Source organism: Nocardia sp. NPDC058633 (assembly GCF_042717045.1).
Taxonomy (GTDB): Bacteria; Actinomycetota; Actinomycetes; order Mycobacteriales; family Mycobacteriaceae; genus Nocardia.
The window spans coordinates 269,827-294,820 of record NZ_JBHXRA010000001.1 but is presented as its reverse complement, the minus strand read 5'-3'; the positions used below and the strand labels follow the sequence as shown (position 1 = coordinate 294,820).

At 69.0% G+C, this 24,994-nt stretch carries 14 protein-coding genes; 6 read left to right on the top strand and 8 right to left on the bottom strand.

The genetic code is table 11. From position 1 onward, the window contains the following. Positions 1 to 199: 199 nt before the first annotated feature. From ACFWUR_RS01305 to ctaD, 8 genes are all read right to left on the bottom strand, one after another. A complete protein-coding gene (locus tag ACFWUR_RS01305; RefSeq protein WP_378900032.1) occupies positions 200 to 976 on the bottom strand; it encodes an enoyl-CoA hydratase-related protein in 777 nt (258 codons plus the stop codon). A 9-nt stretch (positions 977 to 985) separates the two neighbouring features. Then, the gene (locus tag ACFWUR_RS01300) at positions 986 to 1,792 is read right to left on the bottom strand and encodes an NUDIX hydrolase (RefSeq protein WP_378900029.1); all 807 of its coding nucleotides are present in this window, start codon (positions 1,790 to 1,792) and stop codon (positions 986 to 988) included. 196 nt (positions 1,793 to 1,988) lie between these two features. Continuing rightward, the gene (locus ACFWUR_RS01295; protein WP_378900026.1) at positions 1,989 to 2,825 is read right to left on the bottom strand and encodes an ABC transporter ATP-binding protein; all 837 of its coding nucleotides are present in this window, start codon (positions 2,823 to 2,825) and stop codon (positions 1,989 to 1,991) included. An 18-nt stretch (positions 2,826 to 2,843) separates the two neighbouring features. Then, positions 2,844 to 3,002, bottom strand: coding sequence for a hypothetical protein (locus ACFWUR_RS01290; protein WP_378900023.1), 159 nt, complete (start codon positions 3,000 to 3,002; stop codon positions 2,844 to 2,846). 140 nt (positions 3,003 to 3,142) lie between these two features. After that, the gene (locus ACFWUR_RS01285) at positions 3,143 to 3,925 is read right to left on the bottom strand and encodes an aminoacyl-tRNA hydrolase (RefSeq protein WP_378900020.1); all 783 of its coding nucleotides are present in this window, start codon (positions 3,923 to 3,925) and stop codon (positions 3,143 to 3,145) included. 129 nt (positions 3,926 to 4,054) lie between these two features. Next, positions 4,055 to 4,480, bottom strand: a complete 426-nt coding sequence (locus ACFWUR_RS01280) for a hypothetical protein (RefSeq protein ID WP_378900017.1) — start codon at positions 4,478 to 4,480, stop codon at positions 4,055 to 4,057. A 112-nt stretch (positions 4,481 to 4,592) separates the two neighbouring features. Next, positions 4,593 to 5,822: a phosphoserine phosphatase SerB gene (gene serB, locus ACFWUR_RS01275; RefSeq protein ID WP_378900541.1), complete on the bottom strand. Its 1,230-nt coding sequence runs from the start codon at positions 5,820 to 5,822 to the stop codon at positions 4,593 to 4,595. A gap of 85 nt (positions 5,823 to 5,907) precedes the next feature. Further along, on the bottom strand, positions 5,908 to 7,650 hold the full coding sequence (ctaD, locus tag ACFWUR_RS01270) for a cytochrome c oxidase subunit I (protein WP_378900014.1): 1,743 nt from the start codon (positions 7,648 to 7,650) through the stop codon (positions 5,908 to 5,910). A gap of 182 nt (positions 7,651 to 7,832) precedes the next feature. On the opposite strand from ctaD, the gene ACFWUR_RS01265 reads away from it, so the two are divergent. The 6 genes from ACFWUR_RS01265 (at position 7,833) to ACFWUR_RS01240 (ending at position 24,956) form a co-directional block, all read left to right on the top strand. Beyond that, positions 7,833 to 8,030, top strand: coding sequence for a hypothetical protein (locus ACFWUR_RS01265; RefSeq protein WP_378900012.1), 198 nt, complete (start codon positions 7,833 to 7,835; stop codon positions 8,028 to 8,030). Between the two features lie 156 nt (positions 8,031 to 8,186). Continuing rightward, complete coding sequence (locus ACFWUR_RS01260; RefSeq protein WP_378900010.1) at positions 8,187 to 8,597, top strand: AMP-binding protein; 411 nt, start codon at positions 8,187 to 8,189, stop codon at positions 8,595 to 8,597. 144 nt (positions 8,598 to 8,741) lie between these two features. Next, positions 8,742 to 22,346: an amino acid adenylation domain-containing protein gene (locus ACFWUR_RS01255; protein WP_378900007.1), complete on the top strand. Its 13,605-nt coding sequence runs from the start codon at positions 8,742 to 8,744 to the stop codon at positions 22,344 to 22,346. Continuing rightward, positions 22,343 to 23,353 (top strand): ATP-binding cassette domain-containing protein, encoded by a 1,011-nt coding sequence (locus tag ACFWUR_RS01250; RefSeq protein WP_378900004.1) that lies wholly within the window; start codon positions 22,343 to 22,345, stop codon positions 23,351 to 23,353. The genes ACFWUR_RS01255 and ACFWUR_RS01250 overlap by 4 nt, the downstream gene beginning before the upstream one ends. Beyond that, complete coding sequence (locus ACFWUR_RS01245; protein ID WP_378900001.1) at positions 23,350 to 24,168, top strand: ABC transporter permease; 819 nt, start codon at positions 23,350 to 23,352, stop codon at positions 24,166 to 24,168. The genes ACFWUR_RS01250 and ACFWUR_RS01245 overlap by 4 nt, the downstream gene beginning before the upstream one ends. After that, positions 24,168 to 24,956 (top strand): ABC transporter permease, encoded by a 789-nt coding sequence (locus ACFWUR_RS01240; protein WP_378899998.1) that lies wholly within the window; start codon positions 24,168 to 24,170, stop codon positions 24,954 to 24,956. The genes ACFWUR_RS01245 and ACFWUR_RS01240 overlap by 1 nt, the downstream gene beginning before the upstream one ends. Positions 24,957 to 24,994: the final 38 nt, after the last annotated feature.

The following is a 24,994-nucleotide window of genomic DNA, read 5'->3' as shown; positions in this document are numbered from 1 at the left end:
GGACAAGCGATGGCCCGTTCGATCACGCGCGACCGGCTAGCCGGGTACGCCTGGAACGGTTGTTAACTTCGCGCACACCGATCTCGCGCGGACGTGGGTAACTCCCCAGCCACTTCCATGGGTAGGACGCGAACCCGCATGCCCGGTGCACCACCGCCCCCTCCAGGGCCACGGCCGAGAACGCGCCGAGGGGGTTCAGCTATCGCCCGGTGAAGGTGGCGGCGTTGGGGCCCTCTGCCGCGAAGGCGCGGGTGCCGGTGCGGGCGTCGTCGGTGTCGAACAGGGCCGACCATTCGGTGACGGCGGTGGAGTGGCCGTGCGGGCCGGCTTCGAAAACCGCCTTGGCGGCGGCGAGGGCACGGGGCGCGGCGGTGACGAACTGGGCGGTCCAGGCGCGGGCGGCGGTGAGCACATCGTCGGGGGCGACCACCTCGTCGACCAGGCCGAGTTTCGCGGCTTCCTCGGCACCGACGAAACGGCCGGTGTAGACGAGGTCCTTGGCTCGGCTCGCGCCGATCAACAGGGAGAGCCGGCGAATGCCCGAGAGCGGGATCAGGCCGGCCTTGATCTGGGGCAGACCGAGTTTCACGTTGTCGCCGACGATCCGGTGGTCGGCGCCGAGGGCGAGTTCGAGGCCCGCGCCGAGGCAGTAGCCGGTGATCGCGGCGACCGTCGGCTGCGGAACCCGGGTCAGGCAGCCGAGCGCGGCCTGCAGATCGACGGCCATGGCGGCGGCCTGCCCCGCGTCGAGTCGGGCCAGTTCCGACATCTCGTCGCCCGCGCTGAACACCCGCTCGTCGCCGTAGACGATCAGGGCCGAGACCCCGGGATGCTGGGCCACCGTGGCCGCCGCGGCCGCCACCTCACGGGCCAGCTGGGCGTCGACGAGGTTCAGCGGCGGACGATCGATGCGCAGCAGCGCGACGCCACGGGTGGTCGGCTCGGCGGGCAGCTCGAGGGTCACGAATTCGGCCATGGGAGAAACCTACCGGCCGCCGAGTGCGCTCGATTGCGGTAGCTCGTCGAAATACCGTTGGTTGTCGGGGAAGTCCGACAGCGGCCGGCCGCCTGCGCCCGGCGAATACTTCGGCATGATCGGCTCGACGACCCGGTCGGCGGCGAGCACAGCCATGGTGTCGGCGAACCCGCACAGCGCGTCGAGCTGCGACCATGTCGGTGGCATCAGCACGTGCTCGCCCCGGCGCCAGCTCGCCAGGGCGTCCTGTGGTGTCCGCCAGATCACCTGGGCGGCCTCGGAGGTGGCGCCGTCGGCGTTCTGGCCCCGCGGGAGCACCGCGACGAAGAATCGGGTGTCGTAGCGTCGGGGCTCGGTCTCGGGGGTGATCCAGTTCGACCACGGACGCAACAGATCGGCGCGCAACACCAAGCCCTCGGCGGCGAGGAACTCGGCCAGCGACAACTCGCGGCGCTCCAGCATGCCGCGCGCCTGGCGATAACGCGCCGAGTCGTCGACGACCGAATCCGGCGTCGGTCCGGCCAGCAGCACGCCGCACTCCTCGAAGGTTTCCCGCACGGCGGCGGCGACGAGCGCCTGCGCGGTCTGCTCGTCGGTCGCGAAACGCTCTGCCCACCAGGCAGGTTCGGGGCCTGTCCAGGCGATGTCGGCGGTACCGTCGGCAGCGTCGACACCACCGCCGGGGAACACCGTCATCCCCGCCGCGAACGCCATTCCGCTGACGCGGCGCTGCAGGAACACCTCGATACCCGCTTCGCCGTCGCGCACCAGCATCACCGTCGACGCATCCCGCGCGGGGACCCCGGACTCACTCATATCGTTCCTCTCCACCACCGAACCGACCGTCCGGCGACCGACACCGCACCCGGCCTACCGCTCGGACCCGGCTACCCGACTGCGAACGCAGCCGACCTTTCAGCACCCTAACGCCCGCTTGGTCGACGGTGAGCCGAGGTCCCCGCGCGGATCGGCGGCTGCCGGGTCGGGCAGCCGCATCCTCGGAGGCCGCGTGTCAGTTCCGGCGGCGATGCCCGCCGGAACGACGAGCCCGGCGCGCGAACCAGCGCCCGTCGATCCTGTCCAGCGCGATCGACTGGCTGAAGGCCTTGCTCAGGTTCTCGGCGGTGACCACGTCGCCCAAGAGCCCTTGGCTGACCACCGCACCCTCTTTGAGCAGCATCGCGTGGGTGAAGCCGGGCGGGATCTCCTCCACGTGATGGGTCACCAGCACCATCGCGGGCGCGTCCGGGTCGGCGGCGAGATCGCCAAGGCGCTCGACGAGTTCCTCGCGCCCACCCAGGTCGAGGCCCGCGGCCGGTTCGTCGAGCAGCAGCAGTTCCGGATCGGTCATCAGGGCACGCGCGATCAACACTCGTTTGCGCTCGCCTTCGGACAGCGTGCCGTAGGTGCGGTCGGAGAGATGTTCGGCGCCAAGGGTTTCCAGCATATCGACAGCGCGTTCGGTGTCGATGTCCTCGTAGCGCTCGCGCCAGCGGCCCAGTACCGCGTAGCCGGCCGAGACCACCAGGTCGCTGACCTTCTCGTCCACCGGGATCCGGCTGGCCACCGCCGCCGAGGACAAGCCGATGCGTGGTCGTAGTTCGCTGACGTCGACGCGACCGAGCGTCTCCCCCAACAGGTTCGCGTTACCGGAGGTCGGGTGGAGTTCGGCGGCGGCCATTCTCAACAGCGAGGTCTTGCCCGCGCCGTTCGGGCCGAGCACCACCCAGCGTTCGTCGAGCTCTACTTGCCAAGAGACAGGGCCGACCAGGGTTCGGCCCGAGCGGCGGATGGTCACGTCGGAGAAGTCGATGAGCAGATCGGGATCGGGTTGCGACACGCGCTCCATCTTGGCCCACGCGGGCTCTCAGTGGAACGACCGGCTCGTGTGGGATTCGTCGGTCCTGGTCGTGGACGGGTCACCCGCACTGCGAACTTCGCTGCGCAACATCCGCGCGGCGACAAAGGAGACGGGCACCGCCAGCGCTATCCAGACGAGCAGGATCACCACAATCGTCGTCATCATCGCGGAACCTCCCTGTACCTCGATGTGCTGGGCTGTCGATTACGTATACCCTCGCCACACCCGCGCCACACCGCGCCGACGCGGCGAGTCGCGAAAACCGCAACCCGACAGTCGAATCCTGTGCGCCCGTGTCGAAGCGCTCACCTCCGCGGCGGCACCGCGATCACCGTCATCGAGCCCGGCGCCACCTCGGTGAAACCGGCATCGCGCACCGCCACCGCACGACCTGCCGTCACCTCGGCCACCAGGCCCGCCCACTGCCGTTCGTCCGCGTCGCGCACCGCGCACCGGAACCCGCGATCTGCCCAGGCGGCCGCCGCGTCCACGGGCAGCGCGCCCGCCAGCAGCATGCTCGCATGCCCGACCTGCGCGGCCGCTTTACCCACCGACATCTCCAACGCCGCGTTCACCCACAGCATCGGCAGCGTCGGATCCGCCGGGCCGGGCTCGTCGTGGTCGAGATCGGTACCGCCGATCTGGAGTTTGCGTACGCGCTGATCGATCTCCCCGACCGGGCCGGGGACGAACGCACGCGCCTGCGCGCCGTCGACGTCGACCGTCACCCCGTCGACGTCGCCCGCGGCCACCCACTGCGCGCCACGGGCGCGCCGGGCAACCTTCCTGATCCGCGACCGCTTCCACGCGAGATACCGGGGCTCCCACTCCCCGCCCGGCCCGGAACGCGGATCGAGGCACACCGCGACCGCCGCGGCGGCCGCGGCTTCCAGCACGGCGCTGCGGGCGGGTGGATCCGTCTTGGGGATGTGCAGCACCATCTGCATCGCCTGCACCATCGCCGGGTCGTCGGGGTCGCCGTTGCCGCCGTAACCCCGCGCCAATTCCGCGTGCCGAGCGGCGAATGCGGCCGCTTCGTCAGCGACCGCTGCCGAGGCGGAGGCCTCGGTTTCCACCTCACTACCCATCCCACAACACCCATTCGATCGACACCGGTCCGTCCGCCAGCCTAACGGCGCACGTGCGCGGCCCTGCTCGGCCTTCGGGCAATCGTCTGGCGTGTACGGTCTCGCACGGCACTCGCGCAGATTCAGGGCTCAGTTCACCCGGACATTCACCATGAAGGTCGGCTCGGGGTCGATCGGAGGTTCGCTGGACGGCCCGTGCACGAACTCGAGCGAGGTCTCGCCGCGGTCGGTCGCACGGAACGCCCACACGGTCGCGTTGCCCTCGCTGGTCGGGCCACCGTCGGCGATCAGGATGCCCTCGTCGTCGTTGATCATCGTCCACTCGCCGGTCGACGCAGGGTTCTGCGTCAGCCGCACCAGCACGCGCTGGCCCACCGTCGCCTCGACCGTCGTGCCGTTGGCGGCCTGCTCGATCGTCAACGGGGCAACCGTGGCCGTCGGCACGGCGGTGGGTTGCAGGGTCACGTCGTAGGGTTCGGCCTTGTCGTCGCCGCATCCGGCGGTCAGCCCGCCGAGACCCGCCAGGGCGACCAGGACGAGAAGGGACCTGCGCACAACAACCTCCCGGTGACGAGCGGTGACGACGTGCTCCGTTGTTCGCGGCTGGAGCCGCGGTGGGTCACTCTACGTCGTGGAGGTCGAGATTTCGGGTGGATGGCCTCGTCCGTTACCGGCCGAGTAGCGGAACCCGTCGTACGCCACCGTCGCGGGCGTCGGCCGCTTCCACCTCGTCGCGGGTGACGCCGAGGATGAACAGCACCGCGTCCAGGTAGGGATGCGACAGCGCCGTGTCGGCCACCTCGCGCAGCGCGGGCTTGGCATTGAACGCAACACCCAGTCCGGCCGCGTTGAGCATGTCGATGTCGTTGGCGCCGTCACCGACCGCGACGGTCTGCTCCATCGGCACGCCCGCCTCGGCCGCGAACTTGCGCAGCGCGGTGGCCTTGAAGGCCCGGTCGACGATCTCGCCGACGACCCGGCCGGTGAGCTTGCCGTCGACGATCTCGAGGGTGTTGGCCTGCACGAAGTCGAGTTCCAGTTCGTGTGCGAGTGGCTCGATCACCTGGCGGAACCCTCCGGAGACGACACCGCAGCGGAAACCGAGCCTGCGCAGGGTGCGAATCGTGGTGCGCGCGCCCGGGGTCAGCTCGATCCGGTCGGCGACCTCCTCGATCACCGACTCGTCGAGCCCTTCGAGGGTGGCCACCCGCTGACGCAGCGATTCGGCGAAGTCGAGCTCGCCGCGCATCGCCGCCTCGGTGACCTCGCGAACCTGGTCTTCGACACCGGCGTGCGCGGCCAGCATCTCGATCACTTCGCCCGTGATCAGCGTGGAGTCGACGTCGAACACGATGAGCCGCTTGGCACGGCGTGCCAGCCCGGCGCGTTCCACCGCGATGTCGACCCGTTCGGCGACGGCCACCTCGGCGAGCGCGGTGCGCAACCGCGCGTCGCCCGCATCGCTGGTGTCGGTCGCGGTGACCATCAGTTCCATGCCGGTCACCGGGTAGTCGGCGATACCGCGGATGGAGTCGATATTGGCGCCGCCCGCGGCGAGCTCACGCGAGATCGCGCTGAACGCCCGTGCGGTGACCGGGGCGCCGAGCACCACCACGGCGTGCGTGGACATCGGCGGCTTGCCGATCTGCGCGTCGACCGACACGTCGACCTGCATGCCGACGGTGTTCATGGCCTCTTCGAGGTCGTCCTGCAGGGCCTCGGCGTCGCTGGGGCACGACACCAGCACACCGAGGGTGAGCCTGCCCCTGATCACGACCTGTTCCACGTCCAGCAGGCTCACCTGGTGCCGCGAGAGTGCCGCCAGCAGCACGGAGGTGACGCCGGGTCGGTCGGGGCCCGTGACGGTCACGAGAACTGTGGTGTCGGCCAAGTCGATCTGCTCCGTTCGATTACCCACAAAAAGAGTGTGCACCTGCTGGTCACCCAGCAGGTGCACACCCTGTCGTTCGGTGGTGTCCTACTTACTTCTTCGCGAGCGCGTCTTCGGAGACGTGCGTGCTGTGCTTGCCCGAACCCCAGCCGACGTGCGCTTCGGCCTTCATGCGGTCGACCATGTGCGGGTAGTGCAGCTCGAACGCGGGGCGCTCGGACCGGATCCGCGGCAGCTCGTAGAAGTTGTGGCGCGGCGGCGGGCAGGTGGTGGCCCATTCCAGCGAGTTGCCGTAACCCCACGGGTCGTCGACCGTGACGACCTCGCCGTAGCGGAAGCTCTTGAAGACGTTCCAGATGAACGGCAGCATCGACGAGCCGAGGATGAACGCACCGATCGTGGAGATCGTGTTCAGCGTGGTGAAGCCGTCCGACGGCAGGTAGTCGGCGTAGCGACGCGGCATGCCCTCGGCGCCCAGCCAGTGCTGCACCAGGAAGGTGGTGTGGAAGCCGACGAAGGTGGTCCAGAAGTGCCACTTGCCCAGGCGCTCGTCCATCATGCGACCGGTGATCTTCGGGAACCAGAAGTAGATGCCGGCGAAGGTCGCGAACACGATGGTGCCGAAGAGCACGTAGTGGAAGTGCGCGACGACGAAGTACGAGTCGGTGACGTGGAAGTCCAGCGGCGGCGAGGCCAGGATGACACCCGACAGACCACCGAAGAGGAAGGTGACCAAGAAGCCGATCGACCACAGCATCGGTGTCTCGAAGGTCAACTGCCCCTTCCACATGGTGCCGATCCAGTTGAAGAACTTCACACCGGTCGGGACCGCGATGAGGAAGGTCATGAACGAGAAGTACGGCAGCAGCACCGCGCCGGTGGCGTACATGTGGTGCGCCCACACCGCGATCGACAGCGCCGCGATGCCCAGCGTCGCGTAGACCAGGGTGGTGTAACCGAAGATCGGCTTACGGCTGAACACCGGGAAGATCTCCGACACGATGCCGAAGAACGGCAGCGCGATGATGTAGACCTCGGGGTGGCCGAAGAACCAGAACAGGTGCTGGTAGAGCAGGATGCCGCCGGTGGCCGGGTCGTAGATGTGACCACCCAGGTGGCGGTCGTAGGCCAGGCCGAACAGCGCCGCGGTGAGCAGCGGGAACGCCAGCAGCACCAGAACCGAGGTGACCGCGATGTTCCAGGTGAAGATCGGCATGCGGAACATGGTCATACCGGGAGCGCGCAGGCAGACCACGGTGGTGAGCATGTTGACGCCACCGAGGATGGTGCCCAGACCCGACACGGCCAGACCCAGGATCCACAGGTCGGTGCCGACACCGGGCGAGTGCAGGATGTCGGTGAGCGGTACGTACGCCGTCCAGCCGAAGTCCGCCGCGCCGCCGGGGGTCACGAAGCCCGCGGTCGCCATGGAGGCGCCGAACAGGTACAGCCAGTAGCTGAACGCGTTCAGTCGCGGGAAGGCGACGTCGGGCGCGCCGATCTGCAGCGGCAGGACGATGTTGGCGAAGCCGAACACGATCGCCGTCGCGTAGAACAGCAGCATGATCGTGCCGTGCATGGTGAACAGCTGGTTGAACTGTTCCGGCGAGAGGAACTGCAGACCCGGACGTGCGAGCTCGCCACGCATGAGCAGCGCCATGAGGCCGCCGATCATGAAGAAGCTGATCGCCGTCACCAGGTACATGGTGCCGAGCACCTTGGGGTCGGTGGTGGTGACCGCCTTGTAGAGGAACGAGCCCTTCGGCCCGGTTCGGGCCGGATACGGTCGAGTCGCTTCCAACTGAGGGACTGGCCTGGGCTCTACCGCAGTCACTGATCCTCCTGAAGATGCCTGTACGTCACTCGCAGCGTCGGCCGCGCCTGAAAGACGGACAGCAGCAGACATGCGTTGGAGTGAATCGTAAACCGTGCTGCCGCAGCATTCCGCGCGGGTCCTACTCTGTGTCGTATTCGGCGCGCCGTAGTTCGCGTTCCCGATCTTCCTCCGCAGGTCGCGTGGGTGCAACGGTTGTCGGCGACGACTTTTCGGCGGTCGGCGCGTCATGTTCGATACCGACACACGAGCGTGCCGGCGTCTCCATCGCGCCCCTCGCGACGACGGCCGAGGCGGGCGCGGCGGGCGGCGGGGGCGGCAAGGTGATCGTCGAGCCGATGGCCGGCGCGCGTTCCAGCATCGGTGGAAACGCCCGCTGACCGCGCCCGCCGCCGAGGTTCGCCCACCTAGGGGTGGTATTCGATCCCCCTTGGAGTCGGTGCACCAACGCTGGGGTTGCTGTCGGACCCCCCTCCCGAGGACGAGATTAGAGGTGTAGCAGAAACACCCGCCGACAAGCCTTCAAGGGGAATCCGATGAGCACCGTGGTCACCGCACCCGCCGACAATGTCATCCAGATGCGTCGCCGTTCCGACGCGCCGATCGCCGCGGGGCAGCTCGCCGACGCCGATCTGGATCGTTGGGCGAACCGCCTGGCCCGCGTGCTGCTCGGTCGCGGTGCCGAGGCGGGCGACCGGATCGCCGTCGTGGTCGATCCCCGGATCGAGGCGGTCGTCGCCGAGGCCGCGGTGCGCAAGATCGGCGCGATCCCGGTGTCGTCGGCCGACGGTGCCGCGACCGGATTCGGGATCACCACCAAGGCCCGCCGGGCCGAGCTCACCGACACCGTCGACTGGCTGGTGCTCGACGACCGCTCGACGCTGCAGCGTTATCTGGTCAGTTCCGACGCGCCGCTGGCGAGCACCGAACTGCGCGCAGTCTCCTGAACCCATTCCGATGTGGTCCGCACAGGTTCAGAATGAACATAGAGCGCAGTACGCAACGGCGGGTACTACCCACCAGGTAGCTACCCGATGGTCGGGGAGAAACGGTGAACGCCCAGCTCCAGACATGAGAACACAGGACCGCTCATGATCCAGCCCGCTTCGCACGTGTCGACTGTCGTCGCACCCGAAGGCCCTTTTCCGTTGTCCGCCGCTCAGCGTGGTATCTGGTTCGCCCAGCACATCGCCGGCGACACTCCTGTCTCCATCGCCCAGTACGTCGAACTGGTCGGCGCGATCGACCTCTCGCTGCTGACCGACGCGGTCCGGCGAACCGGTCGCGAGTTCGGCACCGGCTACCTGCGGCTGGTCGATATCGACGGCCGACCCCATCAGCTCGTCGACCTGACGCTCGACGACAACATCGTCGAACTGGATCTGCGCGAGCACCCGGATCCGGAAGCGGCCGCGCACGCGTGGATGCGCACCGAGTACACCGCGCCATTGGACGTGATGCGCGACCGATTGGTCCGCATCGCCATGCTGCGCATCGCCGAGGATCGCTGGTTCTGGTATGCGCGCATGCACCACATCGCGCTGGACGGAATGGGCGCGCTGGCTCTGGTGCAGCGTGTCGGCGAGCTCTACAACGCCGCCTTCGACGGTCGCGAACCGCCGCCCACCAAAGCCGAGCCGTTGCAGAAGATCGTCGAGGCCGATCTCGCCTACCGCACCTCCGACCGTTTCGCGACCGACCGCGAGTACTGGCGCGAGCATCTGGCCGCGCTGGCCGACCCGGTCACCCTCGCCGGCCGCGACGCCGAGGTCGACGCCCACCCCCGTCGGGTCTCGGGCGCCTTGCCGGCGGAAACGAGCGCATTACTGGATTCCGTTGCCGCGTCGGTGAATTCGGGTGTCGCACCGACGGTGGTGGCGGCGTTCGGTGCCTATCTCGCCGCAATGACCGGCGCACCGGAGGTGGTGCTGAGCCTGCCGGTCTCCGCGCGGACCTCGGCGACACTGCGCCGGTCGGGCGGCATGCTCGCCAATGTCGTTCCGCTGCGCGTCGGCCTCGATCCCACCACCACCGTCGGCGCGGTGATCCTCGCCGTGCAGAGCGAGCTGACCGGCGCGTTGCGACGCCAGCGGTACCGCCAGGAGGACATCGTCCGCGATCTCGGCTGGGCGATGGACGAGGCGGTGTCGTTCGGTCCCGCCGTGAATCTCATGATGGTGGACACCAGGATCGCGCTCGGCCCGGTTGTCGGACGACTGCACGTGCTCACCTCCGGCCTGATCGACGATCTGTTCGTCAACCTGTACCCGGGCATCGGCGGCGAGAGCACCCACATCGACCTGCAGGGCAACGCGAACCTCTACAGCGAGGCCGACCTGGCGAACCACCACGAACGCTTCCTGCTGTTCCTGCATCGTTTCCTGGTCGCCGGACCTGACGCCCCGCTGTCGACGGTGCCCGTCCTCTCCGACGCCGAGCAGGCGGCTTCGGTGCCCGCACGTGGTCCGGCCGACGTCGCGACTCGCACGCTGCCGGAGATTCTCGCCGCGGGCGCCGCGATCGACCCGGACGCGGTGGCACTGCGCTGGGGGGTGGGCGAGACACTGACCTATCGCGAGGTCGAGGACCGCACCAATCGCCTGGCCCGCGTGCTGATCGCCGCGGGCGCCGGCCCTGAACACGCTGTCGCGCTGTCTGTTCCACGTTCGGCGGAGTCCGTACTGGCCACCCTCGCGGTGGCGGCGACGGGCGCGCCGTTCGTGCCGATCGATCCGACCTATCCCGATGATCGCATCGAGCACATGATCGACGACAGCGGCGTCGTCATCGGCGTCACTGTGTCCGAGGTACGAAAGTCACTGCCCGACAGGGTCGATTGGCTCTCACTCGACGACGAGGCCACTGTCGCGAAACTCCGCGCACAGGACGGCGCGCCGATCACCGATACCGACCGAACCGCCACGATCGCGCCGGATCAGGTCGCCTACATCATCTACACGTCCGGGTCGACGGGATTGCCCAAGGGCGTGCTCGTCTCGCATCGCGGTCTGGCGAACCTCGCCGCGAGTTCGGGTGCCGGTTTCGGGGTAGAGACGGACTCTGTTGTCGCCCATGCTGTTTCACCGAGCTTCGACATCTCCGTCGAGGAGATCGTGGTGACCTTGGCCGCGGGGGCCACGCTCGCCGTTGTCCCACCGTCGGCCTACGCGGGCGAGGACATGGCGCAGGTGCTGCGCACGCACCGCGTCACCCATCTCAACGTCACCCCGGCCGTCGTCGGTTCGCTCGATCCGGCGACGCTGCCCGACCTGCGCACGATCGTGGTCGGCGGCGACGCGTGCCCGCCGGAACTGGTGTCGAAGTGGGCAGGCCGCTCGCTGATCAACGGGTACGGGCCCACCGAAACCACCGTCACCACCACATTGAGCGAACCGCTGGTCCCCGGCGCCCCGGTGACTATCGGCAGCCTCGTCGGTGGGGTCCGCGGCCTGGTGCTCGACCCCTGGCTGCGCCCGGTACCGGCGGGCACCGTGGGTGAGCTGTATCTCGCGGGTGCCGGTGTCGCGCGTGGTTATCACCGGCGCAGCGGCTTGACCGCCAGCCGGTTCGTCGCCGATCCGCACAGTCGCGGCGAACGGATGTATCGCACCGGCGATCTGGTGCGGTGGACCGACCGCGAAGGTCGGTTCACGCTGGAGTACCAGGGCCGCAGCGATTTCCAGGTGAAAGTGCGCGGCTACCGGATCGAACTCGGTGAGATCGATGCCGCGTTGCAGCGGCTGCCCGAGATCGATTTCGCGATCACGGTCGGTGTCGAGTCACCGACCGGCGCCACCGCGCTCGTCTCCTATGTCACGACCGAGTCGGGCGCCGAAGTCCATCCCGAAGCGGTGAAAGCCGCTGTCGGCGAGACCCTTCCCGCCTACATGGTGCCCGCCGTGGTGACGGTGCTCGACCGGTTACCGCTGACTCCGCTCGGCAAGGTGGACCGGAAGGCGCTGCCCGCGCCGGATTTCGGCGCCCGGACGGTATCGAGCCGGGCCCCCTCCACCCCGCGCGAGCACACGCTCGCGGCCCTCTTCGCCGAGGTGCTCGGACTCGATGCGGTCGGTGTCGACGACAGCTTCTTCGCTCTCGGTGGCGACAGCATCGTGTCGATCCAGCTGGTCTCGCGTGCGAAGGCCGCGGGTATCTCGTTCAGCGCCCGTGATGTCTTCGAACGCAAGACGGTCGCCGCGCTGGCCGCTGTCGCCGACGACGCCGTGGTTGTCGCGGTGGACGAGCTGCCGGGTGGCGGGGTCGGCCCGGTGGAACCGACCCCGATCGTGCACGCGATGGTCGAGCACGCCGGCACCTGGGGACGCTACGGGCAGGCCGTCCTGATCGGGCTGCCCGACGGTTTCGACCGCCCGCGGCTCGCGGCGGCGCTACAGGTCCTGCTCGAGCACCACGATCTTCTCCGATCCACGCTGAGACCCGTCGAGGGCGGCTGGGAATGGGTTGTCGCCGAACGGGATTCGGTCGAGGCCGAGAGCCTGATCGACGTGGTCCGAGCCGACACCGCGGACGCGGTGGATCGCGCCTTGCGCGATGCCGCGGATCTGCTCGATCCCGCAGCGGGCGTCGTCGCCCGGTTCGTCCTGATCGAACGCGACGATGCCGCCCCACTGTGTTGGCTGGTCTTGCACCACCTGGTCACCGATGGCGTCTCCTGGCGAATCCTGCTGCCGGACTTGGCGACCGCCGCCTTCGGCGGGGCGCTCGAGCCGGTCGGCACCTCCTTCCGGCGCTGGGCGCACAGCCAGCCCGACAACGCCACCTCACGTCTCGCCGAATTGCCGATCTGGCGGCGGATCCTGGCCACCCCCGACCCTCCGTTCGCCCGGGCAGACAGTCGGACCCCCGACGGCGCGAAGACCAGCTCGGCTACCGAGGTCACCGCGCCGCCTGTCTGCGTCGATCGGTCCGGCCACGAGGCGGAGACCGTTTCGGCCCCGACCGCCTTCGACCCCGCCCTCGATGTGGTCGCCACGATGGCGCAGTGGCAGGCGACGGTGCCCCCGGACGTCGCCCAGACCGTCCTGCACGCCGTGCCCGAGCGGTTCCATTGCGGCGCTGACGATGTGCTGCTCACCGCCCTTGCCATGGCCGTGTGCCGGTGGCGCGACCGTACCGGTGCCCTGCTGACGCTGGAAGGCCACGGGCGCGACGAATCTCTGCTGCCCGGCGCCGATGTCGCGCGTACGGTCGGCTGGTTCACCAGCGTGTACCCCGTCGCGCTCGACCTGGCAGGCATCGACCTGAGCGAGGCGTTCGCCGGTGGACGCGCGGCGGGTTCGGCGATCAAGGCAGTCAAGGAACAATTGCGGTCGGTCCCGGATCGCGGTGTCGGTTTCGGCCTGCTGCGCTACCTGGACGACGAGACCGCCGCGGCGCTGGCGCACGCGCCGACACCCCAGCTGAGCTTCAACTATCTCGGCAGGGCGGTGACCGGTGACGATCCCTGGGTGCCGCGACGCTTCGCCGCGACCAACGACGACCGGGCCCCGCTGGCCGCCGTCGTCGATATCAACGCGGTGCTCACCGACGCCGGCCTGGAGGTCACCTGGGCCTACGCGGGCAGGCTGCTCGACGAGGCCGACGTGCGCGAGTTGGCCGACCTGTGGTCGCAGGCCCTGCGCGCGCTGGTCACCCATGCCGGATCCGGCGACGCGGGTGGCCGTACGCCCTCGGACTTCGAGCTCGTCACGGTCGATCAGCCGCAGATCGAGCGCTGGGAGCGGGCCTATCCCGAGCTCACCGATGTCTGGCCGCTCTCGCCGCTGCAGTACGGCCTGCTCTTCCACGCGCTCTACGACTCCGACACCGCCGACGGGTATACGGTCCAATCGCTGCTCACCCTGGCGGGCACCGTCGACGCCGCCCGGCTGCGCGGTGCGGCGCAGGCGCTGATCGATCGGCACGAGAACCTGCGCGTGGCCTTCGTCGAGACCGACGACGGGCCTCGTCAACTCGTCCTGTCGGCAGCCGAGATCCGCTGGCACGAAGTGGATCTCACCGAGATCGCCGACGACGAGCAGCAGCGCGCGCGCGAGCTCGACCGGGTGATCGAGCTCGACGCGCTCACCCGCTTCGACCTCACCCGTCCCCCGCTGCTGCGGTTCACCCTGATCAGAACCGGCGCGGAGAACTTCCGCCTCGTCATGACCAATCATCATCTGGTGCTCGACGGTTGGTCGACGCCGCTGCTGGTGCGGGAACTGCTCGCCCTGTACGTCACCGCGGGCGACGCGTCGATGTTGCCGCCCGCCCGGTCCTACCGTGGGTTCCTGACCTGGCTCGCCGAACAGGACGCACCGGCCTCGCTCGCGGCGTGGAGCCAGGCCATGGCCGGAATCGATACCCCGACCCGGGCCGTGCCCACGCTCGCCGGGATCGAGTCGACCGAGACCGCGATGCTGTCGCGGGATCTGTCCGCGGCCGCGGTCGCGATACTCGAATCCACCGCGCGGGAAGCGGGCGCGACTGTGAACACGCTCGTCCAAGCCGGGTGGTCGATGCTGCTGGCGATGCTCACCGGCCGCACCGACGTGGTGTTCGGCGCCACGGTGTCCGGGCGACCGCCGGAGCTGGCCGGGGTCGAGGAGATGGTCGGGCTGTTCATCAACACCGTCCCGGTACGGGTGAGGTTGGACCCGTCGGAGAAGGTGTCGGACCTGCTGGCCCGCGTGCAAGCCGAGCAGGCGCGGCTCATGGACCACCAGCACGTGGGCCTGGCCGCCATCCACCGGGCGGTGGGGCTGGCCGAATTGTTCGACACACTCACCGTTTTCGAGTCCTATCCCATCGATCGCGAGGCACTGTCGCAGGCGCTGGATATCGCGGGCATGCGGGTACTCGACGTCGAGGGCACCGATGCCACGCCCTATCCGTTGAACCTCATGGTGATTCCGCTGCGTGGCGAGGCCGGGGCAGGCGATGCCCTGCGCATCACCGTGAAATTCATGGCCGATCAGCTGGAATCGAGGGCGGCACAGTCACTGCTGGACAGATTCGTTCGACTGCTCGCCCAGCTCGGCGACAATCCCCATGCGCTGGTGTCGCAGCTGCGGTCCTGCAGCGACACCGAATTGGCCACGCTCGCACCGGTTCGCGGCCCGGAGCCGTTGCCGATGCGCACGCTGCCCGACATCTTGTCCGCGGGCGCGCGCATCGATCCCGAGGCGATCGCGGTGAGCGCGGGCGAGCTGCGGATGAGCTACGGCGAACTCGACGCCTGGTCCAACCGCTTCGCCCGGGTGCTGCTCGGGCGCGGCATCGGCCCCGAGGTGTTCGTGGTGCTCGCGTTGACCCGATCGCTGGAATCGGTGGTCGCGGTGTGGGCGCTGGCCAAGACCGGCGCGGCCTTCGTCCCGCTGGATCCGAGCTATCCGGTGGAACGCATCGAGCACATGCTCGCCGATTCGAAGGCCCCGATCGGCGTCACCGTGACGGCCACCGGCGACTCGCTGCCCGGGTCCATCGATTGGCTGCTGCTCGACGACCTGAACACCATGCGCCGCGCCATGTTGGTCTCCGACGCGCCGATCACCGACGCCGAGCGCGGCGGGCCTCTCGATATCGACCACACCGCCTATCTGATCTACACCTCCGGTTCCACCGGCAAGCCCAAAGCGGTGCTGCTCAGCCACCGCGGTATCGCGAACCTCGTTGCCGCCCAGCGCGACACCTTGGCACTGGATCCCTCGGCCAGCGCACTGCAAGTCGCCTCGCCCAGCTTCGACGCCTCCGTCTTCGAAATGCTGACCGCGCACGCGGCGGGTGGACGGCTGGTGGTATCGCCGCCGGAGGTGTACGGCGGCAACGAACTCGAGACGCTGCTGCGCACCGAGCGGGTCACCCATGCGGTGATCACCCCGTCGGCGCTGGCGACGATGGAACCCACCGACCTCACCGAGCTACGGGTGCTGTCGGTGGCCGGGGAGGCGGCCACTGCCGAGCTCATCGAGAAGTGGGCAGCGGGCCGACGGATGGTGAATCTGTACGGCCCCACCGAGTTCAGCATCTGGGCCACCGGCCCCGCCGAGCTGGTCGCGGGCGAGCCGGTGACCATCGGCGGACCGATCCGGGGTGCGGCGCTCGTGGTACTGGACAGCTGGTTGCGGCCGGTGCCGGTCGGCATCGCGGGCGAGCTGTACCTGGCCGGTCCGGCACTGGCACGTGGCTATTTCAACCGGTTCGAGATGACCGCGAGCAGGTTCGTCGCCAACCCCTTCGGCGTCGCCGGCGAGCGCATGTACCGAACCGGCGACATGGTGCGCTGGGTCGCGGGCGAGGACGACACGCTCGCACTGGAGTATCTGGGCCGCAGCGACTTCCAGGTCAAGATTCGCGGTCTGCGGATCGAACTCGGCGAGATCGACGCGGTGCTCTCGCGTGCCGAGGAGGTCGACTACGCGGTGACCATCGGCCGCGAGGGACCGGCGGGCGCCACCGTTCTCGTGTCCTACGTTCTCCCCGGTCCGGGGACAACGCTCGACACCGATCAACTGCGTGCGCAGGTCGCCGCGGAACTGCCCGGGTACATGGTGCCCGCCTATGTCGTCGTCCTGGAGGACATCCCGCTCACTCCGGTCGGCAAACTGGACCGCAAGGCCCTGCCCATTCCGGACTTCTCGGCCACCCAGCAGTCCTACCTCGCGCCGCGCACGCCGATCGAACAGTCCGTCGCCGAGGTGTTCGCCGACGTACTCGGCAGCGAACGAGTGAGCGTCGACCAGTCGTTCTTCGAACTGGGCGGCAACTCGCTGAGCGCGACAAAGGTTGTCGCGCGCGTCAATTCGGCGCTCGGTTCCACCATCGCCCTGCGTGATCTGTTCGACGCACCGAGCGTCGCCCAGTTGTCGTCGCGGGTCGTTCCGGCCGCCGAAGGCAGTGCCGGGCGACCGGCACTGGCCCCGCGTCTGCGTCCCGACCGCATCCCGCTGTCGCCCGCCCAGCAGCGCATGTGGGTACTCAATCAACTCGATCCCGACTCGTCGGCCTACAACATCGCGATCGCCCTGCGCCTCACCGGAACCCTGGACGTGGAGGCCATGCGACGAGCGCTCGCCGACGTGGTCGAGCGCCAGGAGAGCCTGCGCACGCGCTACCCCGCCGACGCCGAGGGCCCACGCCAGGTCATCGTCGGCATAGACTCCGCCGTACCCTCGATGCCGCTGATCGACACCGAAGACGGTGCGCCGCTGCGGCATCGGATCAACGAGCTGGCAGGCACCGGATTCGATCTCACCCGGGAGCCACCGCTGCGGGTCGGGCTGTACCGCCTCGGCGGTGCACCGTCCGGCAACCCGGCGGGCGTCGACACTGCACCGCACCCCAACGGCTCCCGACCTGCTGGCGACGAAGGCGTCGAACACCCGGCGTTCGTTGGGCAGCACGCTCGCGGTGACCTCGACTCACCGACCGACAGCCGCTCGACCTCGACGGGCACGAACGGCTCCGCAAACGGTGTCCCCGCGCATGTTGTGGTTCTCGTGGTGCACCACATCAGCGCGGACGGCGCGTCGATGGCGCCGTTGGCCGCCGACCTGGTGGCCGCGTACTCGGCGCGGGTCTCGGGCGCGTCCCCCGGTCGACCTCCGCTCGCCGTGCAGTACGCCGATTTCGCGCTGTGGCACCGCGAACTACTCGGGAGCGGATCGGACCCTGATTCTGTTGCCGCCCAGCAGATCCGGTATTGGAGCGAGAATCTCGCGGGCGCTCCGGACGCCCTGGAACTGCCCACCGACCGCCCCCGACCCGCTGTCCAGACCATGCGTAGCGACGACGTCGACTTCACCGTCGACGAACAGACGCACCGCAGGCTGGTCGAGGTCGCCGCCGCGAACAATGTCAGCGTCTTCATGGTGGTCCACGCCGCTCTCGCGGTGCTGCTGGCCCGACTCGGTGGCACCGATGATGTCGTCGTCGGCACCCCGGTCGCGGGTCGCGGCGAGGCCGCTCTGGACGATCTCGTCGGCATGTTCGTCAACACCCTCGCGCTGCGCACACCGGTCGACCCCGGCACCGGCTTCCGGCAGCTGCTCGCCACCGTCCGCACCACCGACCTCGACGCGTTCGCTCACGCCGATGTGCCGTTCGAGCAGCTCGTCGGGGCCCTGGATCCCACCCGGTCGACCGCCCACCATCCGCTGTTCCAGGTGTCGCTGTCGCTGCAGAACTTCATCGAACCGGTACTCGAACTGCCCGGGCTGCGCTTCGAAGTCGAGGACTTCGACCGCCGCTCTTCGGCCTTCGATCTCACCCTCGACCTGCGCGAGCGGTTCGGCGATACCGGCCCCGCGGGCATCGACGGCGTCCTGACCTATGCGACGGATCTGTTCGACGCGCCCACGATCACCTCGTTCGCGACCCGGTGGCGGCAGGTGCTCACCACCGTCCTCACCGACATCGACATCCGCCTCGCCGACATCGACATCCTCGCCGAATCCGAGCGCGCGGAACTGGTTCCGGTTCGCGGTCGCGCCTCTGCGGTAACGACCACCCTGGCCGAGCTGCTCCGTGCCACCGCCACCGCCTTTCCCGACCGACCCGCCCTGGTCGCCGACTCCACGACCGCCTCCGCTCCCCTGCCCGAGGCGACCACCGACGCGGTCACCACCGGCGCTACGTCACCGAACCCGCGCACGTCGGTCGCCACCAGCGCGCCGGGATCGCACCCGATCACCTACCGCGCCCTCGACGCCCGGTCGAACCAGCTGGCCAGGCTGCTGATCGCGGCGGGCGCCCACACCGAAACCGTCGTGGCGCTCGGCCTCCCCCGCTGCGCCGAACTCCACATCGGCCTCTGGGCCGCGGCGAAGGTGGGCGCGGCGTTCCTGCCGGTCGACCCGAAGCATCCGGCGGACCGCATCGACCACATGCTCACCGATTCCGGCGCCGAGGTCGGGATCACTCTCGCCGAGTACCGACCGGCTCTCTCCGATTCCACTCGCTGGCTGGTCCTCGACGACGCCGACTTCCTCGCGCGCCTGGCGGCCACCGACGACGCCGACATCACCGTCGAGGACCTTCCCGTCCCGATCAGGGTCGAGAATCCGGCCTGGATGATCTACACCTCCGGCTCCACCGGCACCCCGAAGGGCGTCACCGTCACCCACCGCGGCCTGGCCGACCTGATCGCCTCCCAGCGCGCCGATCTCGCACTCGACGAACACGCCCGGGTGCTGCAGGTGGCCTCCCCCAGTTTCGACGCGTCGATCTTCGAAGCGCTCATGGCCTTCGGCTGTGGTGCCGCCTCGGTGATCGCCCCGCCGGATGTCTTCGGTGGCGCGCCCCTCGCGGAACTGATCGCGGCGGAGGCGGTGACCCACATGGTGATCACGCCGTCGGCACTGGCCACCATCGATCCCGCCGAGGTGTCGAGTGTGCGGGTGCTCGCGGTCGCGGGTGAGGCGGTCGGCCCCGACCTGGTCGCTCGCTGGTGCGGCGGAGCGGACGGGCCGACGATGGTCAACCTGTACGGCCCGACCGAATACACCATCTGGGCAACGGGATCCGCGCCGTTGGCCGCGACCGAGCCGGTCACCATCGGCGCACCGGTCCAGGGAGCCGCGGTACTCGTCCTCGACGACCGTTTGCATCCGGTGCCCGTCGGCGTCGCGGGCGAACTCTATCTCGCAGGCGTCGCACTGGCGCGGTGCTACCACGCCCGACCCGGCTTGACCGCAGCTCGATTCGTCGCCGATCCCTTCGGCGGTCCCGGCGAACTCCTTTATCGCACAGGCGATCTGGTGCGTTGGGTACGGAGCGACCGTGGCGCGGGCACGCCCGCCCGGTTGACGCTGGAGTATCTCGGACGCACCGACTTCCAGGTGAAGGTGCGCGGTCAGCGCATCGAGCTCGGTGAGATCGACGCGGTGCTCAGCGGCATCGACGGCGTCGAAGTCGCTGTGACACTGGGTGTCGCGGGCCCCACCGGTGCCACCGCGCTCGCCGCGTACCTGGTGCGCGCACCCGGCGCCGACCTCGACATCGCCCACGTCAAAGCCGTGGCGGCCGATACCCTGCCCGCCTACATGGTGCCCGCGGCCTTCGTCGTCCTGGACGAGATCCCCATCAACGCCGTGGGCAAGCTCGATCGAAAAGCACTGCCGGAACCCGTATTCGCTACCGACGACACCCCGTACCGCGCGCCGGAGACAGCGACCGAACGGGTGCTCGCCGAGGTCTACGCCGAACTGCTCGGCCGCACCCAGGTCGGCATCGACGATTCGTTCTTCGCCCTCGGCGGCGACAGCATCCTCGCCATCACGTTGGTCACCCAGGCGAAGCTGCGCGGTGTGCACTGCACGCCGCTGCAGGTCTTCGAACATCGCACGGTCGCGGCGCTGGGTGCGGCGGTCGATGCCACCGGGACGGTGCAGGCTCTCGCGGAACTGCCCGGCGGCGGCACCGGCGACCTGCCGCTCACCCCGATCGTCCGGTACATGATCGAACGCGGCGGCGATTTCGACCGGTTCGCCCAGACCGCCGTGTTGGACCTGCCTGTCGGTATCGATCGCGCGCAACTCGTCGACACCCTCACCGCCGTGGTCGACCGACACGACATGTTGCGGGCGCGCCTGTGGGCCGCCGAGGACGGCTGGCGGCTGCGGGTGGCCGAGCCCGGTTCGATCGAGGTCGACGCCCTCGTGCACCGCACGGCCTTCGACGTCGGCACCGACCCGATCGAACTGCGCGAATACGCGTCCACCGCACTCGACTCCGCGATGAACCGCCTGAACCCGGCCGACGGCGTCATCCTGCAGTTCGTGTGGCTGGATCCGGTCGGCGACGCCGGTTCGCACACCCGACCGGGACGTCTGATCGTCGTCGCGCACCACCTCGCGATCGACAGCGTGTCGTGGCGGATCCTGGTGCAGGACCTGATCGCCGCGTGGGCCCAGGTCTGCGCGGGAGCCACCCCGATACTCACCGATGTCGGCACCTCGATGCGCCGCTGGTCGCATGCCCTGACCGAACAGGCCCACTCCGAGCAGCGCCTGACCGAACTCCCGTACTGGCAAGCGGTGGTGGGTGGCCCCGACCCGCTCCTTGGCGCCCGGCACCTCGATCCGGCGATAGACCAGGCGCACACGGTCCGCCGCCTCGACGTCGAGGTAGCCGAAGCCACCACGACCGCCCTCCTCGCCACCCTGCCCCGCCTGTTCCACGGCAGCGTCACCGACGCGCTGTTGGCCACCTTGGCACTGGCCCTGGTGCGCTGGCGTGCTCGCCGAGGCGTGGACGAACCCTCGGCGCTGCTGCGACTGGAAGGCCATGGCAGACAGGAGGAGGTAGTGCCCGGCGCCGACCTGTCGCGGACCATCGGCTGGTTCACGAACCTGTACCCGGTGCGGCTCGACCTCGCCGACATCGATGTCGCGGACGCGCTGGCCGGTGGCCCGGCGATGGGCGCGGCCATCCGCCGGGTCAAGCACGATCTGGCCGCGGTCCCGGACAAAGGCATCGGATTCGGGCTGCTGCGTTATCTCGATCCCGATACAGCCGCACAGCTCCCGGCGCGCCTACCCGGGCAGTTCTGTGTGAACTACCTCGGCCGACACACCTCGGTCGATACACCCACCGGCCTCGAAGGTCTCGGCTGGCTCCCCACCGACGCGCTCGGCGAGTTGGCGGCGAGCGAGCACCCAGAGGTACCGATCATGTCGGCGATCGACATCAACGCCATGGTGGTCGGCGACCGCCTCCAGGCCGACTTCGGCTACGCGGCACAGCTTCTGGCCCGCGAGGACGTCGCCGAACTCGCGCAGCTGTGGGTCGAGGCACTCGACGCGGCAGCGCGATTCGCCGAAACCCCTGCGGCCCAGATCGCTTCGGCCGACGAAGCCGCCGCCATGACGGCGCGCACGGCAGCGTCCACACCACCTGGCCCGAGCGGTCTCGGCCTCGATGTGCTGCTGCCGATCCGCCCCGACGGCGACCGACCCGCCCTCTTCTGCGTCCACTCTTCTTCCGGAATGTCCTGGAGCTACCTGGGATTCGCCGAACAGCTGCGGCCGGGACGACCGGTCTACGGGCTCCAAGCCCCCGACCTCAGCGGCCGCGAACCCTCGGCGCGCTCGATCGAGGAATTCGCCCAGCGGTACGTGCGCGAGATCCGCGCGGTGCAGCCGACCGGCCCCTACCACCTGCTCGGCTGGTCCTTCGGCGGACTCATCGCCCAGGCGATGGCAGTGCAACTCGCGGCCGCGGGCGAGCGGGTCGGCGTCGTCGCCCTCTTGGACACCGACACCGCCGACATCGACGGTGCCACCATCGAGCGACTCTCGGCCGGCGCCTTCATCAGCACCTTCGGCGCCATCTTCGGCATCGACGACGTCCCCGCCGACTCGACCGCCGAACAAGCGGCGCAACTCATCACCGCCCGACTCGGCGGAGTCGAGCTCATCGACGCGGCGACCATCGAACGCATGGCCGGCTCCTACAACGCCTCCGCAGGCACCCGGACCGGATATCGGCGCCCGGTCTACCACGGTGACGTCGTCTATTTCAGCGCCACGGTCGACCCCTCCCCCTGGATGGGACCCGACGGCTGGCGGCCCTACGTCACCGGCGACATCACCGACCACGCCGTCGATGTGACCCACGACGACATGACCAATCCCTATGCACTGTCGGTCATCTCGCCACTGCTCGATGACCACTTGGAAGCAGGAGACCGGATATGAGCGTCGAACACACTCTCGTGCAGAGCAACCCGCGCACCGGCGGTGTCGTCGTCGAAGGCATCGAGAAGTCCTTCGGTGAGGTCCACGCCCTGCGCGGGATCGACTTCGAGGCCGCCCCCGGTGAGGTGCTCGGCATCCTCGGCCCCAACGGTGCGGGCAAGACGACGATGGTAAACATCCTGTCCACGCTCGTCACCCCCGACAGCGGCCGCGCCGTGGTCGCCGGTCACGATGTCGTCGGCGACCCGGCCGCGGTCCGCAAACGCATCATGCTGACCGGGCAGTACGCCGCGCTCGACGACATGCTGAGCGGCTACGAGAACCTCGTCATGTTCGGCAGGCTGATGGGTCTGCGCAAACCGGCGGCGCAGGCCAGAGCCAGAGAACTCCTCGGCGAATTCGATCTGGAGAAGGCCGCGAATCGGCGTGTCGGCACCTACTCGGGTGGCATGCGGCGGCGCATCGACATCGCCTGCGGACTGGTGGTGCGCCCCGATGTCGTCTTCCTCGACGAACCCACCACCGGACTGGACCCCCGCAGCCGACAGGGCGTCTGGGACCTGGTGCGCAGCTTCAAGACCGCCGGTATCACCACCCTGCTCACCACCCAGTACCTGGAGGAGGCCGACGCGCTCAGCGACCAGATCATCGTGATCGACCACGGCGTGGTGATCGCCTCCGGCACCGCCGACGAGCTGAAGCATCGCACCGGCGGCAGCTACTGCGAGATCGTGCCACTGGACCTCGCCGGGCTGCCCACCATCGTCGCCGCGCTCGGCTCACTGCTGCCCGCGGAAAACGTGCGGTCGCTGACCTCGGAATCGGACCGCATCACCATCCCGGCGCCCGACGGCGCCAAAACACTCGCCGAGGCCCTGCGCCGCCTCGACAACGCGTCGGTCGAACTCGTCGACATCGCCCTGCGGCGGCCCTCGCTCGACGATGTGTTCCTCCAGCTCACCGGCCATCTGGCCTCGACCGAGACCGAATCGAAGGCCTCCGCATGACCGCCACCACGTGGCACACCCCGGCCCGCGCGACGCCGGAGACGGTGCAGCAATGGTGGGTACTGACCACCCGACTGATCGTGCCGTCGATCAAATCCGGTGAGTTCCTGGCATCGGTTCTCGCACCCGCGGCCTTCGCGGCGAGCTTCTACATTCCGCTGAAGACCGTGATGACCTTCTCCGGCAACGGTTTCAGCAGCTACGCCCAGTACATGATGCCGCTGGTGATCCTGCAGGCCGCCGCCTTCACCGCCATCTCGGCGGCGTTCCGTTCGGCCACCGATTCCGTCGCGGGCCTCAACCGCCGCTTCGGCGCGATGCCGCTGCGCCCACTGGTTCCGGTCGCGGCGCGGATGTCGGCCAACCTGTTCCGGCTGCTGATCTCGTTGGCCGCGGCGATCGCCGCGGGGTATGTGATCGGCTTCCGGTTCCGGCTCGACGCCGCGCACACCCTCGGCTTCCTGGCGTTCTCACTGCTCATCGGTCTGGCGTTCACCCTCGGCGCGGATGTGATCGGCACGCTGTCCAAGAGCCCGGAAGCCACCTCCCAGGCGCTGGTGTTACCGCCGTTGATCTTCGGCATGCTCTCGACCGGTCTCGCGCCGGCGAGCCAGTTCCCGCAGTGGATCCAATGGTTCGTCCGTAATCAACCGGTCTCCCAGTTCGCGATCGGATTGCGCGCGCTCGCCGGTGACACGAAGGGCAACGCGGGGACGGTGACCTGGTCGCTGATGGGACCGTCGCTGCTGTGGCTCGCCGCCATCGTGGCGCTCTGCACTCCGGTGGCGATCCGGCTCAGTTCGAGGAGGGCGTGATGGCGGAACATCTGGAGACCTCCTCGGTCTCGCTGTTGCGGCACACGCTGATCCAGACCGAGCGGTTGTTGCTGCGCTGGGCCCGCAATCCGATCACGCTGCTGGAGACCCTGCTCATCCCGTGTCTGCTGCTGGTGATGCTCGACATCGTGGTGGGCGGTCAGATCGAGAAGTTCACCGGTGACGACGCCCTCTACGGCTCGGTCCCGATGGTCGCCCTCGTCGGCGCGCTGTCCGGTGCCATCGCGAGCGGGGTATTGCTCGGCCGCGAACGCGACGCGGGCCTGCTGGCCAGGTTCTGGGTGCTGCCCGTGCATCGCGCCTCCGGCCTCGTCTCACGCATCCTCGCCGAGGGCTGCCGCATCCTGCTGGGCACCGTGACGGTGGTGATCGTCGGCTACCTGCTCGGTTTCCGCTTCCACCACGGTCTCCTGGCCGCCGTCGTGTTCCTGCTGGTTCCCGTGGTGTTCGGTCTCGCCTTCGCCACCATGGTCACCGCGGTGGCCGTCTATACCGCGAAGGCCTCGCTGGTCGAGGGCATCACGATCCTCACCTCGCTGATGATGTTCTTCAGCACCGGGTTCGTGCCGCTCGTGGCGTTCCCGACCTGGATCCAGCCGGTGGTGCGCAACCAGCCGATGTCGGTCGCCGTCGATGCCATGCGCGGCCTGTCCGACCAGGGGCCCATCGCCCGGCCACTGCTGCTCACTCTCGCCTGGTCGGGCGCCGCCGTGCTGTTGTTCGCCGTGCCCGCCGCCATCGGTTTCCGGCGCGCGAGCCGCCGGTAGATCGGCCCGCGAACCCGCGGCACTCGCACCGGGGCCAA